General features: G+C 73.3%; 12 protein-coding genes and 1 pseudogene. 8 read left to right on the forward strand and 5 right to left on the reverse strand.

The genetic code is table 11. The features are described 5' to 3' along the window. Positions 1 to 214: 214 nt before the first annotated feature. The 3 genes and pseudogenes from OG207_RS03350 to OG207_RS03360 all read left to right on the forward strand — a co-directional run. Positions 215 to 307 (forward strand): annotated as a pseudogene (locus OG207_RS03350) (sulfite oxidase-like oxidoreductase); the annotation flags it as partial. Between the two features lie 82 nt (positions 308 to 389). Then, entirely contained in the window at positions 390 to 1,340 is a 951-nt protein-coding gene (locus OG207_RS03355; RefSeq protein WP_329095713.1) for a GDSL-type esterase/lipase family protein, read from the forward strand. Positions 1,341 to 1,515: 175 nt separating this feature from the next. After that, positions 1,516 to 5,748, forward strand: a complete 4,233-nt coding sequence (locus tag OG207_RS03360) for a bifunctional nitrate reductase/sulfite reductase flavoprotein subunit alpha (protein ID WP_329095715.1) — start codon at positions 1,516 to 1,518, stop codon at positions 5,746 to 5,748. 136 nt (positions 5,749 to 5,884) lie between these two features. Here OG207_RS03360 and OG207_RS03365 read toward each other — a convergent pair whose 3' ends face one another. Continuing rightward, positions 5,885 to 7,075, reverse strand: coding sequence for an MFS transporter (locus OG207_RS03365; protein WP_329095718.1), 1,191 nt, complete (start codon positions 7,073 to 7,075; stop codon positions 5,885 to 5,887). Positions 7,076 to 7,154: 79 nt separating this feature from the next. On the opposite strand from OG207_RS03365, the gene OG207_RS03370 reads away from it, so the two are divergent. The 3 genes from OG207_RS03370 to OG207_RS03380 all read left to right on the forward strand — a co-directional run bounded on the left by OG207_RS03370 (position 7,155) and on the right by OG207_RS03380 (position 8,903). Further along, positions 7,155 to 7,544 (forward strand): MerR family transcriptional regulator, encoded by a 390-nt coding sequence (locus tag OG207_RS03370; protein WP_329095720.1) that lies wholly within the window; start codon positions 7,155 to 7,157, stop codon positions 7,542 to 7,544. 202 nt (positions 7,545 to 7,746) lie between these two features. Next, entirely contained in the window at positions 7,747 to 8,433 is a 687-nt protein-coding gene (locus tag OG207_RS03375; RefSeq protein ID WP_329095722.1) for a pyridoxine/pyridoxamine 5'-phosphate oxidase, read from the forward strand. Continuing rightward, positions 8,406 to 8,903 (forward strand): hypothetical protein, encoded by a 498-nt coding sequence (locus OG207_RS03380; protein WP_329095725.1) that lies wholly within the window; start codon positions 8,406 to 8,408, stop codon positions 8,901 to 8,903. Before OG207_RS03375 ends, OG207_RS03380 begins: the two co-directional genes overlap by 28 nt. 31 nt (positions 8,904 to 8,934) lie before the next feature. On the opposite strand, the gene OG207_RS03385 is transcribed toward OG207_RS03380, so the two are convergent. Then, positions 8,935 to 9,294, reverse strand: a complete 360-nt coding sequence (locus tag OG207_RS03385; protein WP_329095727.1) for a hypothetical protein — start codon at positions 9,292 to 9,294, stop codon at positions 8,935 to 8,937. Between the two features lie 80 nt (positions 9,295 to 9,374). Here OG207_RS03385 and OG207_RS03390 point away from each other — a divergent pair, with 80 nt between their 5' ends. Beyond that, positions 9,375 to 9,635: a hypothetical protein gene (locus OG207_RS03390; protein ID WP_329095729.1), complete on the forward strand. Its 261-nt coding sequence runs from the start codon at positions 9,375 to 9,377 to the stop codon at positions 9,633 to 9,635. Between the two features lie 41 nt (positions 9,636 to 9,676). On the opposite strand, the gene OG207_RS03395 is transcribed toward OG207_RS03390, so the two are convergent. Both OG207_RS03395 and OG207_RS03400 read right to left on the reverse strand, forming a co-directional pair. Beyond that, positions 9,677 to 10,936: a molybdopterin molybdotransferase MoeA gene (locus OG207_RS03395; RefSeq protein WP_329095731.1), complete on the reverse strand. Its 1,260-nt coding sequence runs from the start codon at positions 10,934 to 10,936 to the stop codon at positions 9,677 to 9,679. A 163-nt stretch (positions 10,937 to 11,099) separates the two neighbouring features. Further along, a complete protein-coding gene (locus OG207_RS03400) occupies positions 11,100 to 11,519 on the reverse strand; it encodes a TOBE domain-containing protein (RefSeq protein ID WP_329095733.1) in 420 nt (139 codons plus the stop codon). 279 nt (positions 11,520 to 11,798) lie between these two features. On the opposite strand from OG207_RS03400, the gene OG207_RS03405 reads away from it, so the two are divergent. Next, positions 11,799 to 12,740 carry a methyltransferase domain-containing protein gene (locus OG207_RS03405; RefSeq protein ID WP_329095735.1) on the forward strand — a complete coding sequence of 314 codons (942 nt, stop codon included), beginning with the start codon at positions 11,799 to 11,801 and terminating at the stop codon, positions 12,738 to 12,740. 44 nt (positions 12,741 to 12,784) lie between these two features. Here the strand turns inward: OG207_RS03405 and OG207_RS03410 are convergent, their stop codons facing one another. Then, a complete protein-coding gene (locus OG207_RS03410; protein WP_329095737.1) occupies positions 12,785 to 14,284 on the reverse strand; it encodes a DUF6056 family protein in 1,500 nt (499 codons plus the stop codon). Positions 14,285 to 14,659: the final 375 nt, after the last annotated feature.

A 14,659-nucleotide genomic window follows, 5' to 3' on the forward strand; every position in this document is an offset into this window, starting at 1 on the left:
GATTTCCCCGACGGCCGTGCCACGGGTCCGGACCGCGGCGGCATTGCTGGCGGGATCCTCCTACGGCGGCGCTCGCGACGCGGAGCGCGGGCGCCGTGCCGCCGTCCCGTCGTCGCCACCGGAAAAGGACCAGCACCCCGTGGGAACCGAACCGCTCCCCCCAGGACAGCGCCTCGCCAAGGTCTGGCCCGTCTCGCACCACGGCCCCGTCCCGACCGCCGACCGCCGCGGCTTCTGGGAGGAGCGCCGCTTCCACAACATCGGCGACCCCTGGAAGGAACAGCGCCACTCCTACCAGGAGGAGTAGTCCGAAACCCCGGCTCCGCCCGTCACCGCCGGCCGTTAGGGTGAAACCCGACCCTCCGTGCAGAAAGGCCCTGCGGCTCGCTGTGACCGAATCACGTACGCACACCCTGTTCTCCTTCGGCACGCTGATGGAGGAGCGGGTCCAGAACGCCCTCTTCGGCGGAGCCGTGCCCACCTCCCCGGCCTCGCTGGCCGGTTACACCACCCGGCCCCTGAAGATCACCGATCCGGCCGTGATCGCCGCCAGCGGCCTGGACGTGCACCTGATCCTGGAGCGCAGGCTCGGCGCCTCGGTCGAAGGCGCGGTGCTCCACCTCACCGACCGCGAGCTCGCGGCGGCCGACGCCTACGAGGTGGACGACTACACCCGCCGCCGGGTGGTCCTCTCCTCCGGCGAAAGCACCTGGGCCTACCTGGACGCGAAGCCGCTGCGCCCGGCGGAGCGCATCGTCGTCGTGGGCGACAGCATCGCCTACGGACGCTGCGACCCGCGGGGCGGCTGGGCGGGCCACCTGGCGGCCGCCCACATCGCCGGGAACGAAGCCGAACGCCGGCTCTTCAACCTGGCGGTGCCCGGCAGCACCCTCGCCGACGTCGGCGAGCAGACGCCCGCACTCCTGGCGGCCCGCCGACCCGACACCCTCCTGGTCGCCGCCGGCATCAACGACTCCGCCGTACCGCTCGCCGGCGCGCAGGACATCGACGCCGACGCACCCGCTGATTTCGCGCCGCTCACCCACAGCCTCGACGCGCTGGCCGCCACCGCCCTGAGCCGGGGCGCCCGGCTCGTCGTCGCCGGACCGTCCTGGCTCGACGAGGACCGCACCCGCGACTACGAGGGCCTGCGCTTCACCCGGGCGCGCGCACTGGCCCTGCGCGCCTTCCTGCGGGCCTGGTGCGAGGCGAACCACATCGACCACCTCGACTTGTGGGAGCCGCTCCGGGAGCGGACCGACCTGCTCGCCGACGGCCTGCACCCCACCGCCGAAGGCCACCTGGCACTCTACGAGCACCTCGACGCGCTGGGCCGCTGACCACCTCACCGCCCTCGGCGGTCCGGGCGAAGCCGCTTGTAACCCCGGGGGCGCACCGCCCGTCACCTGCGCGCAACAGGGACTTCCTACGTTGGACCGCGACGGGACCGGCCTGCACACGGCCGCAGCGGCCCGGAGCGGTGCGGTGTCGGCCGAAGGCACGAGGAGGTCCGCGGTGGCGGAGGCGGGTGCGGAGGCGAAGGCCGCGACCGGGCAACGGGTGCGTACGGTCTGCTCCTACTGCGGGGTGGGGTGCGGGATCGTCCTGGACGTCGCCACGGGCGACGACGGCCGCCGTACGGTGGCCAAGGCCGTCGGGGACAAGCAGCACCCGGCGAACGCCGGGCGCCTGTGCACCAAGGGCGCCACGCACGCCGACATGCTGGCGGCACCGGGCCGGCTGACCACCGCGCTGGTCCGCGGCGAGCGGGGCGCCGGGCCCGCCCCCGCCGCGGTGGAGGCGGCCGTCGCCGAGGCGGCCGCGCGCCTGCGGGAGCTCCTCGACGCGCACGGCCCCGACGCGCTGGCGCTCTACGTCTCCGGCCAGATGTCCCTGGAGGCCCAGTACCTGGCGAACAAGCTGGCCAAGGGCTTCCTGCGGACGAACCAGATCGAATCCAATTCGCGGCTGTGCATGGCGAGCGCGGGCACCGGCTACAAGCTCTCGCTCGGCGCCGACGGGCCGCCCGGCTCGTACGAGGACTTCGAGCGGGCGGACGCCTTCTTCGTCATCGGCGCCAACATGGCCGACTGCCACCCCATCCTCTTCCTGCGGATGATGGACCGCGTCAAGGTCTCCGGTGCCAAGCTGATCGTGGTCGATCCCCGGCGCAACGCCACCGCCGACAAGGCGGACCTGTTCCTGCAGATCCGGCCGGGCACCGACCTAGCCCTGCTCAACGGCTTGCTGCACCTCCTGGTCGAGGGCGGCTGGACCGACCCCGCGTTCATCGCCGAGCACACCGAGGGCTGGCAGGACATGCCCGCCTTCCTGGAGGACTACGCGCCCGACCGGGTCTCCCGGATCACCGGCGTACCGGAGGCCGACATCCGGCTGGCCGCCCGCTGGATCGGCGAGGCGGGCGAGTGGACGAGCTGCTGGACCATGGGCCTCAACCAGTCCACCCACGGCACCTGGAACACCAATGCCCTGGTCAACCTGCACCTCGCCACCGGAGCCATCTGCCGCCCGGGCAGCGGCCCCTTCTCCCTCACCGGCCAGCCCAACGCGATGGGCGGGCGGGAGATGGGTTACATGGGGCCGGGGCTGCCCGGCCAGCGCTCGGTCCTGGTGGCGGAGGACCGCGACTACGTCGAGGAGCTGTGGGGCGTGCCGAAGGGCACCCTGCGCACCGACGTCGGCCGCGGCACCGTGGAGATGTTCGAGAAGATGGCCGCCGGCGAGATCAAGGCGTGCTGGATCATCTGCACCAACCCGGTCGCCTCCGTCGCCAACCGCAGCACCGTGATCAAGGCCCTGGAGACCGCCGAACTCGTCATCACTCAGGACGTGTTCGCGGAGACCGAGACCAATGCCTACGCCGACATCGCGCTGCCCGCGACGCTGTGGGCCGAGGCGGACGGCGTGATGATCAACTCGGAGCGCAACCTCACCCTGGTGCAGGGGGCCGCCGACCCGCCCGGCGAGGCCCTGCCCGACTGGCAGCTGATCGCCCGGGTCGCCTGCGCAATGGGGTTCGCCGAGGCGTTCACGTACACGTGCGCCGAGGAGGTGTTCGAGGAGCTCCGGCAGGCCTGGAACCCGAAGACGGGCTGGGACCTGCGCGGGGTCACCTACGACCGGCTGCGCTCGGGCCCGGTGCAGTGGCCGGCCGCCCCGGGCGGGCCGGACCGCAACCCGGTCCGCTACCTCAACGACGGGGTCAGCCAGACCCTGACCGAGCGACCGGACGGCACCCGCCCCCGACTGGTCTTCCCGACGTCCACGGGACGGGCCGTCTTCTTCGCCCGTCCGCACCTGCCGGACGGCGAACTCCCCGACGACGACTACCCGTTCGTGCTCAACACGGGCCGCCTGCAGCACCAGTGGCACACCCTGACCAAGACCGGCAAGGTCGCCAAGCTGGGCAAGCTCAACCCCGGACCGTTCGTGGAGATCCACCCGCAGGACGCGGCCGCGCTCGGCATCGAGGAGGGCGACGGGGTGGAGGTGGCCTCCCGGCGCGGGCGGGCCGTGCTGCCCGCCGTCGTCACCGATCGGGTCCGGCCCGGGAACTGCTTCGCCCCCTTCCACTGGAACGACCTGTACGGCGAGTACCTCAGCGTCAACGCCGTCACCGACGACACCGTCGACCCGCTCTCCTTCCAGCCCGGGTTCAAGATGTGCGCGGTGACCTTGGCCAAGACGCGGGCCCCGGTTCCCGCGGCGGCCCTGCCGGCCGGCACGGGCGCGGGATCCGGGGCCGCCGGGGCCGGGGCCGGATCCGGATCGGGCATCGTCGCCGCGCTGGCCCGTCCCGCGACGGCCGCCCCGCCCGACCCCGCCACGGCCGCCCCGCCCGACCCCGCCACGGCCGCCCTCGCCTGCGTGTTCGGGCTGGAGGACCGGACCCCGCCCGCCCTCTCCGACCGGGAACGCCAGTACCTCGCCGGTTTCCTCGCCGGGCTGGCCTCCGCCCCGCCCGGCCCGGGAGTCCCCTCGCTGCCCGCCGGCGCCCCCTTCGAGGCCGGGCACGCACTCTGGGTCGACGGCGTGCTCGCCGGCACGTACGCGCGTACGGCGACCGCCCTGGCCGGCGCTCCCCCGGCCGTTCCGGCCACCGCTCCCGCCGCCCCGGACCGGCCGGCCCGGCACACCACGGTCCTGTGGGCCTCGCAGACGGGCAATGCCGAGGAGCTCGCGGCCACCGTCGGAGCGGCCCTGACCGGGAGCGGCTCCCCGGCGAGCGTGCACGGCATGGCGGACCGCACGGCGGCCGCCCTGACGCCCGGTACCGATCTGCTGGTCATCACCAGCACCTTCGGCGACGGCGACGCGCCGGACAACGGAGCCGCGTTCTGGGAGTCCCTCAGCGCTGCCGACGCGCCCCGCCTCCAGGACGTCCGGTACGCGGTGCTCGCCCTGGGGGACTCCGCCTACGACGCCTTCTGCGGCCACGGCCGCCGGCTCGACCGGCGCCTCGAAGAACTCGGGGGCCGGCGCCTGCTGCCCCGCGTGGACTGCGAGCCCGACTACGAGGAGCCCGCGCGGCGGTGGCTGGAGCAGGTGCGCGAGGCGCTCGTGGCCGCCCCGGACCCGGAGCAGCCCGTCGCGGGGCCCCGGCCCGCGGCGGACCGCCGAGCCCCCCACACCGCCCGACTGTCCGGCAACCGGCTGCTCAGCCTGCCCGGAGCCGCCAAGGAGGTCCGCCGGTTCACCTTCGACCTGGGCGAGGACGGCCCGGCGTACGAGGCGGGAGACGCCCTCGGGGTCCAGCCGGTCAACTGCCCCGGCCTGGTGACGCAATGGCTGGCCGCCACCGGTCTCTCCGCGGACGCGGAGGTCGCCGTACCCGGCCGCGACCCCATGCCGTTCGCCGAGGCCCTCCACCGGCACCTGGACATCACCCGGCTCACGCCCGACCTGCTGCGCTTCATCACCGAGCACACCGGCGACCGCACGCTCAAGCAGTTGACCCGCCCCGACAACAAGGACGGCCTGGCCCGGTGGACCTGGGGGCGACAGCCCGTCGACGTCCTGGCCGAGTTCCCGGTGCGGATCGGTGCCCAGGAGTGGGCCGAGCGCCTACGGCGCCTGGGACCCCGCCTCTACTCGATCTCCTCCAGCCCGCTCGTCGACTCCCGCCGGGTCAGCCTGACCGTCTCGGTCCTGCGCTACGAGGGTCCGGGCGGCCACCACCGCACGGGCGTCGCCTCCGCCTTCCTCGCGGACGCCGAACCGGGCACGCCCGTACCGCTGTTCGTGCAGGGCTCGGCGCACTTCCGCCCGCCCGCGGGTGCGGACACCCCGGCGATCATGATTGGTCCGGGGACCGGCATCGCACCGTTCATGGCCTTCCTCGAACACCGCCGGGCGCTCGGCCACCGGGGCGGAAACTGGCTGTTCTTCGGCGAACAGCGCCGCGCCACCGACTTCTACTACCGCGAGGAGCTGGCGGAACTCCACCGGCACGGCACGCTCACCCGGCTCGACCTGGCCTTCTCCCGCGACCAGCGGACCAAGGTCTACGTCCAGGACCGCATGCGCGAGCACGGCGCCCAGGTGTGGTCCTGGCTCCAGGACGGCGCCCACTTCTACGTGTGCGGCGACGCGAGCCGAATGGCCAAGGACGTGGACCGGGCACTGCGCGACATCGCCATGACGCACGGGGGCCTCGACGCCGACGAGGCCGCCGCGTACCTGAAGCAGCTCTCCGCCGCCAAGCGGTACGGCCGCGACGTGTACTGAGCGTGGAGGACCTGGCCGCCGACAGCGAGGGCGATACGGGGCGCCGGGCCTGGAGGACAGGACGTCGGGCCCGCCGTGACGAGCGCTGTGGATCGCGTCCATGGCGACCTCCTCTGCGCGGCGAGTGGACAGGGAATCAGGTGACCGGAGCTTCGTGTGCGGCGTCCTCCTTCGCCGACGTCCGTGTCCGGGGCAGGACGAGACGGGTCAGGGCCAGTCCGATCAGGCTCAGCACCGCGCCCGCCAGGCCGGTCCACCGCAGAGCACCGGCGGCGGCGATCGCGCTACCGATGACCGAGCCGGCTGCGGCCCCCAGGTTGAAGGCGCCCACGTTGACGGAGACCGCCAGGCTCGGCGCGGCACCCGCGTGGTGCAGGATCAGTCCCTGCAGCGGGGCGATGGTCGCGGTGGCGAACAGACCGAGTACCAGGACCGCTGCCACGGCGGTGGGCTGCCACACCACGGCGAACGGGAGGAGCAGGAGCGTCCCCGCCAACCCGCCGAAGACCCCGCGTACGGTGGCGCTCATCGACTTGTCGGTCAGCTTTCCGGCGGTGATGTTGCCGAGGAAACTACCCGCGCCGTAGGCGAGCAGCAGACCGGAGACCGCCGCGGCGGAGAAGCCGGAGACCCGAGTCAGCAGCGGGGCGATGTAGGTGAACACCGTGGCGACCCCGGAGAAGCCCACCGCGGTGGTGGCGATGGCGAGCACGACCGGCCGACGCGTCACCACGCGCACCTCGTCACGCAGTCGCGTGGACGGTGCTTCCTGCCGGGGCAGTACGGCGGCCAGGAGCACGGTGCCCACCAGGGACAGAACGGTCAGCACGGCGAATGGAGCCCGCCATCCGGCGCCCTGCCCGAGCAGTGCCCCCAGGGGCACTCCGAGGAGCGTGGCCACGGTGAAGCCGGAGGCCACGGTGGCGATGGCCGAGCCCGTCTTCTCAGCCGGGACCACCCGAGTCGCCGTCACCAGCGCCAGGGCCAGGAAGGCGGCGTGACCCAGCGAGGACACCACGCGGCCCACCAGGAGCAGGCCGAACGACGGCGCCACGGCGCTGATCGCGCTGCCGGCCGCGAACAGCAACATCAGCCCGATGGCGAGGCCCTTGCGCGGCAGACGCGAGGTCAACAGGACCATGAGCGGCCCTCCGACCACGACTCCGAGCGCGTATGCGGTCACTGCTTGTCCGGCGGTTCCCACGGAGACGTCCAGATCCTCGCCGACCTGGGGCAGCAACCCGGCGATCAGGTACTCCGAGGTACCCACGACGAAGACGCTCACGCACAATGCGGCGAGCGTCGCGAAACCCTTGTTCACCTTCATGCCGCAGACGCTAAAGTCTCACATCGGTATGAGAGTCAAGTCGAACGGGCCAGGTCCGCGCGGCCATCGGGAGGTCCTCGTGCGCATCGGTGAGTTGTCCCGGCGGACCGGCGTGGCCGTGTACTCGTTGCGCTACTACGAGGAGCAGGGTCTGCTGCATCCGCAGCGTCGCCCCAGCGGTTACCGGGAATACGTCGAGGAGGACGTTGCCGTTGTCCGCCGCATCCGCAGCCTGCTGGCCGCCGGCCTGGGCACCTCCACGATCACCGCGGTCCTGCCGTGCCTGCGGGACACCGGCGACCGTCTCGTCCCCACCTGCTCGGACCTGCTCGCCGACCTCCACCAGGAGCGCGACCGCATCGCCCAGGCCATCAGCGACCTTCAGGCTTCCATGGACGCGCTCAACGACGTCATCGCCGCGGCTCCGGCCGACGTCACCCGCAGGGCACTGGCTTCACTCGACGGGTGAACGAACCGGCTCTCACGAACGACCCACCGGACGATCCGCTCGCGCCGGTGCTTGGCGCACGGGGATTGTCGACACCTCCAATCTCGCCTGCTCAAGCGCTACGCGACTTGGGCCTTCGGACAAGCATTTGCCAGGTGATTGTCGAATATTGACCGCAGATGCAGGATGGTGTCGGCAGGTTGTGCGTGGAGGAGGTCATCTGATGGGCGAGGGAGATCACGGCAGCGCCGTCCGGGGCTGGCTGCGGGGGATCGAGGTCTTCGCGGGGCCCCTTCCGGAGTTCGAGCCGGAGCGGGCTCCGGCCGATCCCGTGCGGCTCTTCCTGTCCTGGCTCTCCGACGCCGTGGCGGACGGACTGCGCGACCCGCACGCGATGACCCTGTCCACCGTGGACGAGGCCGGCGACCCGGACGCCCGCGTGCTGCTCCTCAAGGGGGTGGACGATGCCGGATGGCAGTTCGCCGGGCACGGCTTCAGCCCCAAGGGACACCAACTGGCCGTCCACCCACGGGCCGCACTCACCTTCTACTGGCCCGAGCACGGTCGTCAGGTCCGCCTGCGCGGACCCGTGACGCCCGGCTCCGCCCAGGACAACGCGACCGACTTCCTGGGCCGGTCGGACACGGCGCGCGCCGAATCCCTGCTGGCCCGCCAGAGCCAGTACCTGGCGGATCCGGTGGAACGCGACCAGGCCCTGGAGAAGGCCCTGGCCCTGATCCGGCAGGAGCCATCGGCTCCCCCGCCGCCGACCGTTCCCCCCACCGCCGCCCGGACGAACGCATCGCCCGGTTCATCGCCGAGGCCCTCGGTGACTCCCGGACCGTTCTCGACGTCGGCGCCGTCGCCGAGGAACTACCCTTCATGGACGGTGAGTTCGACGCGACGATGACCCTGTTCGGCGTCCACCAGTGGCCCGACGTACGGGCCGGACTGCGCGAGATGCGGCGCGTGGCCCGAGGCCCGGTGGTCATCTTGACCTGTGACCCCGACCTGGTCCGGGACTTCTGGCTGTACCGGTACGCGCCGGAGGTCCTCGATACCGAGGCCCTGCGCCACCCGACCGTCGAAGAGCTGGCCTCGGCCCTGGGCGGCTCCGGCACGGTCCAGACCGTGCCCATCCCCCTGGACTGCACCGACGGGTTCAACGAGGCCTACTACGGGCGCCCGGAGGCACTGCTCGACCCGGCCGCCCGGCAGGCGTGCTCGGCCTGGAGCTTCGTCGACGACCGGGTGCGCGAGCACTTCGACCGGACCCTCCGCGCGGACCTGGAGTCCGGTGCCTGGGACGAGGAGTTCGGCCACCTGCGCAGTCGGCCGACCTACGAGGGATCGCTCGTGATCGTGCGCGCGACCCCGTAGGAAGCATCGGAAGAAGAGGACGAAAGCGATGTCAGTACCCGACCGGATGGACGAACGACTGCGCGCCCTGGGGCTGGTGGAGACCCAGCGCATGGCCGAGGCCCTCTTCGCCGCGACCGCGGCCCGCGGCCTCGTGGTGCCGGGCCGCGGTGGACGCGAGGCGAGCGATCGGATCGGGGACCTGGCGTGGGAACTGTTCGGCACGGCCGCACGCCTGCCCGGGCCCATCGTGCGCTCCGGCCCGCACGCCCTGCTCCCGTACGGCCCGGAGACACCGGACCGGGTGATCGGCGAGGACGACCTCGTCGTCGTCGAACTCGGTTCGGTGCTCGCGGTGTCCGAGGTCGGTTTCACCTCGACCCTCGTCTTCGGCGAGGACCCGGACAAGCACCGGCTCGCCCTGGACCTGCCGAGGATGTTCACCGCCTGCCGCGAGGCCTGCTCGCCGATGCGTCCCTCACGGGCGGGCGGTTGCACGCCAAGCTCCTGGCGCTCGCCGCCGGGGCGGGCTGGACGGTGGCCGGATGGCACTGCGGTCACCTGGTCGGGGCCGATCCCGCGACCGGAGTCCGGGACGCCCGGCCGGACGCGTACATCTGCGCGGAGAACGACCGTCCGCTGCGCCGGACCGTCGAGGGAGGGTGGCGGGCCCGCTGGATCCTGGAGATCCATCTGGTCGACCGGCGCCGTGGTTTCGGCGGCTCGTACAAGCGGCTGCTGGACCTCGTCTGAAGAATCGCCGGTCGGGCCGTTTGCCCATCATCAACCGGCCGTCAGACCAGCGGCACCGGAGCGCCGTCGTCCGTCCAGTCCGGGGGGATCGCGGCCAGCGCGTCGCCCACGGCGGCCCCCTGGAGGAAGGCGGCGCGGTACCCGTCGACGATCTGGGCCCGCGCGCCGTCCCAGACGACGGGCACCAGCCGGGTCAGTCCGGGGGCGGGTCGCGCCCGCCCGTGCACCGGTACGCACGGCAGGTGACCGAGGGCGCGTCCGGACAGGCCCGCGATCAGGGGGCCGAGCAGGGTGCGGGCGGCGACCAGCGCGGCGTACGGATTGCCCGGCAGCCCCACCACCCAGCGGTCCGGGGCCAGTTCGGCGAGCAGCATGGGGTGGCCGGGGCGGCAGGCGACCGTGTCGACGACCATCCGCGCCCCGGCCTCGTCCAGCAACCGGCGCAGTTGGTCGGTGGCGCCGACGGAGGTGGAGCCGGTGACCACGACGACGTCCGCGCCCCGCACCGCGTGCACGGCCCCGGCCAGCCGGCCGCCCGGCCGGTCGGGGACGTACCGCACGTCTTCGGTTGCGCCGCCGAGTTCGGCGACCAGCGCCGGGAGCAGTGGCCCGAGGGCATCGCGCACCCGGCCCGGTCCCGGCACGCCCGCGCGGTCCAGCTCGTCCCCGGTGACCAGTACTCCGACCCGGGGACGCGGCCGAACCGGCAGCGTGTCGTGGCCGCACGAGGCGGCGAGTCCGAGCAGCGCGGGGCCGATCCCGGTGCCGGCGGGGGCGAGACGGCGGCCCGCGGGGGCGTCCTCGCCCGCCCGCCGGACGTGCCGCCCCGGCGGCGGCAGCGGGCCGGACACCCGGCCGTCGTCCGTGGTCACCGCCGCCTCCAGTGGGAGCACGGCGCGGGCACCGGCCGGCACCTCGGCCCCGGTGGAGATCTCCACGCACTCCGCCGCGCCGAGCACGCCCGCCCACGGCGCGCCCGCGCGGACGGCGGCCCGTACCCGCCAGGGGCCGGTGCCGGACACCGCATAGCCGTCCATCGCGGCCGTGTCGAAACCCGGGAGCGGCTGCAGGGTGGGCAGGGCGTCGGCCAAGGTGAGTCCGGCGGCGTCGCGCAGGGGCACCCTACGGGCGGGCAGCGGGCGGGCAGCGCCGTGGGCCAGGACCCGGGCCCGCGCCCAGGACACCACCGGTGGCCGTGCCGGGACCCGGGGCACGGCAGCGGGGACGGGGGTGCAGACGTGACCGGAGGCGGGGGCGGGCGCGGGGGCGGGCGCGGGGGCGGGCGCGGTCGTCGGAAGCATGGACACGACTGTCGGCCCGGGGCGTTTCCGGTTCCCCCCGGGAGGGTTGCGGTTGCGCTCCGATCCGCTCACCTCCCGCGACACACGGGTGTGATCCCCCCGCACCGCCCCGGGGGCCGCACACCGGTCCGGTGTGCGGCCCCCGGGGCGGTGCGGGGGGGGATCAGGAGGCGGCGAGGGAGATCTCGGTCGACTTGATCAGGGCGACGACGGAGGTACCGGAGGCCAGGCCCAGGGCCTCGACGGCGTCCTTGGTGATCGCGGCGGTCAACTCCCCGCCCTCGACGGAGACCTTCACCGAGCCCATGGCGCCACCGGTCGCGACGTCCGTGACGGTGCCGGCGATCTGGTTGCGGATGGAGATGCCCTCGACCGGACCGGTCGCGAGGGACACCTCGGTCGCCTTCACCAATGCCTTGACGGAGGAGCCCTCGGCGAGGCCGAGGTCCTTGACGGCGTCGGTGGTGATGGCGGCGGTGATGTCCTGACCGCCGACCAGGCGCACCTTCACCGAGGCCATGGCCTCGCCGGCGGTGACAGCGGTGACGGTGCCGGCGATCTGGTTGCGGATGGACAGGCTCATGGAAAACACGCCTCACATGGTCGGAAACGGAACCGCAAGCACGTCTGTGACCTGCGTCATGGCCGAACGTACCCGATGGATTAGCGGGGCCGGAGCGCACCCATCGCATTCGCCAACCGAATGGGCGCAACCTCCTCGCGCATTCCAGAAAGGCCCGATCTCCTCTTACTTTCTCGGCCCTCCAACTGCCTGAACTGGGACTTTTGACCCGGTTGGCGGAATCGGCACCCCATCGGGCAAGGCTCGACGAATTGCAGATGCCGGCCTCCTGATGCCCCATTGGCCTTGGAACCGGGTACCCGGTTGCTGGTACGGGCCGGCGGCGCCACCCCGGCAGCCCGGCCCGACACCGCCCCCGACCGCCCGCCGGTGGAACTCGCCCGGGCCGCCGGCTCCGACCCGCTCTTCGCCGGGGCCACCCGGCCCTCCCCGGCCCTCCGGCCGGCCTGCGACCCGCTGGAACTGCCCGCCGGCGCCGTGGTCCTGGCCTCCTGCGACGGGTATCCGGAGCAGGCGTTCCGGATCGGCACCAGCGCCTGGGGCGTCCGCTTCCTGCCGCAGGGACTCCCTCTGGACCCCTGGGGCGAGCAGCTCCTCGGCCGGTTCGCCACCCTCGTGGCCGCCCGCGCCGAACACACCGCCACCCGGGCCTTCTTCACCCGCCGGGCCGACGCCTGGGAGGAGCGGTTCGCCTACCAGACCCCCGTCTACGAAGCGGCGATCGCCCGGCTGCGGCTGGCACCGGGCGGGCGGGCCCTCGACCTCGGCTGCGGCACCGGACGTGCGATGCCCGCGCTCCGGGCGCAGGTCGGACCCCGCGGCCAGGTGCTCGGCGTCGACCTCACCCCAGCGATGCTGGCCGCCGCCGCCCGGCACGGCCGCACCCGCCACGGGTCCCTCCTCGCCGCTGACTGCACCCGGCTCTCCTTGGCCTGCGCGTCCGTGGACGGCATCTTCTCGGCGGGGCTGCTCGACCACCTCCCGGACCCGACCGCCGCCCTGCGCGAATGGGCCCGCGTCACTGCGGCCGACGGCGTCCTGCTGCTCTTCCACCCGTCGGGCCGCGCGGAGCGCGCCGCCCGACACGGCCGCTCCCCCGGCCCCGACGACCTCCTCGCCGAGGGCAACCTCCGCCGCGCACTCGAGACCACGGGTTGGCAGCTGGAGGAGTACGAGGACGCCGCCGGTCACTTCCTGGCCCGTGCGGTGCCGCTCGGCTAGGCCTCCCTTTCGGATCTCGTCGGCCGAGCCCGCGACGGCCGTGCTCAGAGGCGGTGGATCCGCTCGATGCCGTACCAGTTCGAGACGCAGGCCGCGACCCAGTCCCGCTCGTAGTCGGAGGTGAAGAAGGGTTCGGCCAGGCTCCCGATGTGCAGGGGGCGGTATCCGAGGTCGGTGGCGCCCGCCGCGGCTTCGGTCCGGATGCGGTGGTTCTGGGCGTCCCACGCCACCGCGCGGGTGACCGTGGCGGTGGTGAGCTGCTTGACGCTCGGGACGAGCACGGCCAGCGAGACCAGTGCCAGTCCGGCCGCGACCGCGATGCCCGCCGGCAGGGCCGCGCCGGCGATCCCCCGGCGCGCCAGGTACCGGCGGGCCCACACCCCCAGCAGGACGCCGTAGGCGCACAGCGCCAGTTCCATCGGTACGAGGTAGTTCGTCCAGGTGCGGGCGTACGTCCAACCGGTCGGCCCGTAGCCGCTGCGCAGCCCCACCACCACCGCGAACGACCCCAGCACCACGACGAGCACCGGCAGCAACAGGAGGGCGACCAGCATCCTCCGCGGGACGGCCCGGCCCGATTCCCGTTTCCCGGGCGCGGGCACGGGCGCCGCGAGCCCGGCCCCCAGGCCCAGCAGGAGGCCGACGGCGGCGGCTCCGAGGTAGGCCCACTGGCCGGTGACCGTGTCCCACATGTGGAGCCAGTCCTCGTAAGTGCCGCGGAGTTCACCCGAGGAGAGCAGGGACTCCTTGGCCGGCTGCTGGGCGCGGCGCCACCGGGCGCCGGGGGACGTGGTGAGCACGATCAGCCCGCAGACGATCCCGGAGCACCAGAGCAGGCACCAGGTGAACGGGTGCCAGGTCCGCGCCAGCCCCAGGCGGGGCACGGCGAGCAGCCCCACGCAGGCCGCGAGGAGTCCGCTGACGAGGGAGAACGACTCGCTCAGCGTGCCGACCGCGAACCCGATGAGGAACGCCGCGGCGAAGCCGCCCGCACGCACGGGGGCCCGGGGTTGGCGGACGGTCCAGATGCCCAGCAGCAGCGCCCACACTCCGATGACGCTCGGAACGGTGTGGGAGATCGTGGCCGGTGCCCACAGCAGGACCTGGTAACTGCGCGTGCCGCCGTAGTAGATCAGGGCCTGGACGGCCAGGGAGGCGGCGAACAGGAGCAACACCGGGGGTCTCACGCCGAGGCACCGCAGGAACTGGATCCCGAGCAGGACCAGGCCGACGGTGAAGGCGACGGCGATGGCGGTCGGCAGGATCTTCATCCCCGTGAGTCCGTCGCCGTAGACGAGTCCGCTCAGGAAGGCATTGGTGATCCGGCCGTTCTGGGTGGCGTAGAAGTCGTGCGTGATGCCGAGGACACCCAGATCGCGGGACTTCCATGCGGCGCACCAGTCGTCCGAGGTGGGCCGTAGGTAGAGGCCGAGGAAGCAGCCGACGGCGATCAGGGCTCCGGCCGCCGCCACGAGGGAGCCGCCCGCGACCGGCAGGAGCCCACGGACGAACCGGCGGTTCCCCTCGGTCGAAGCAGTGCTCATCCACCAGTCCTTCGCAGCGAAGCGCGGCCGGACCGACGTCCAACGGCTCGTGCGCCTGCCGGTTCCGGTCACACCAATCTGCACGGTTCGCCGCTCACCGGCATCCGGGAGGAGGAGGTACGGGGTCGGGCCCGCGGGCCTCCTGCCGTGCGCCACCGGCGTCTTCTCCCCTGCTTCGGCAGCATCTGAGTCGCTGCATCGGTTACTCCGTCCGTTGCTCCGTGCGTGGTTCCGTGCGTGGTTCCGTGCGTTGCTGCGCCCGCTGCTCCGTACGGGAACGCGGGGCCCTTCGGGCCCTTCCCCTCCCGTCACCCGGGCGGCGGGCATGTCATGGCGGGCTCCGCACATCCGGCCCACGATGGGTGCTCCGGGGGG

Source organism: Streptomyces sp. NBC_01439 (assembly GCF_036227605.1).
GTDB lineage: Bacteria > Actinomycetota > Actinomycetes > Streptomycetales > Streptomycetaceae > Streptomyces.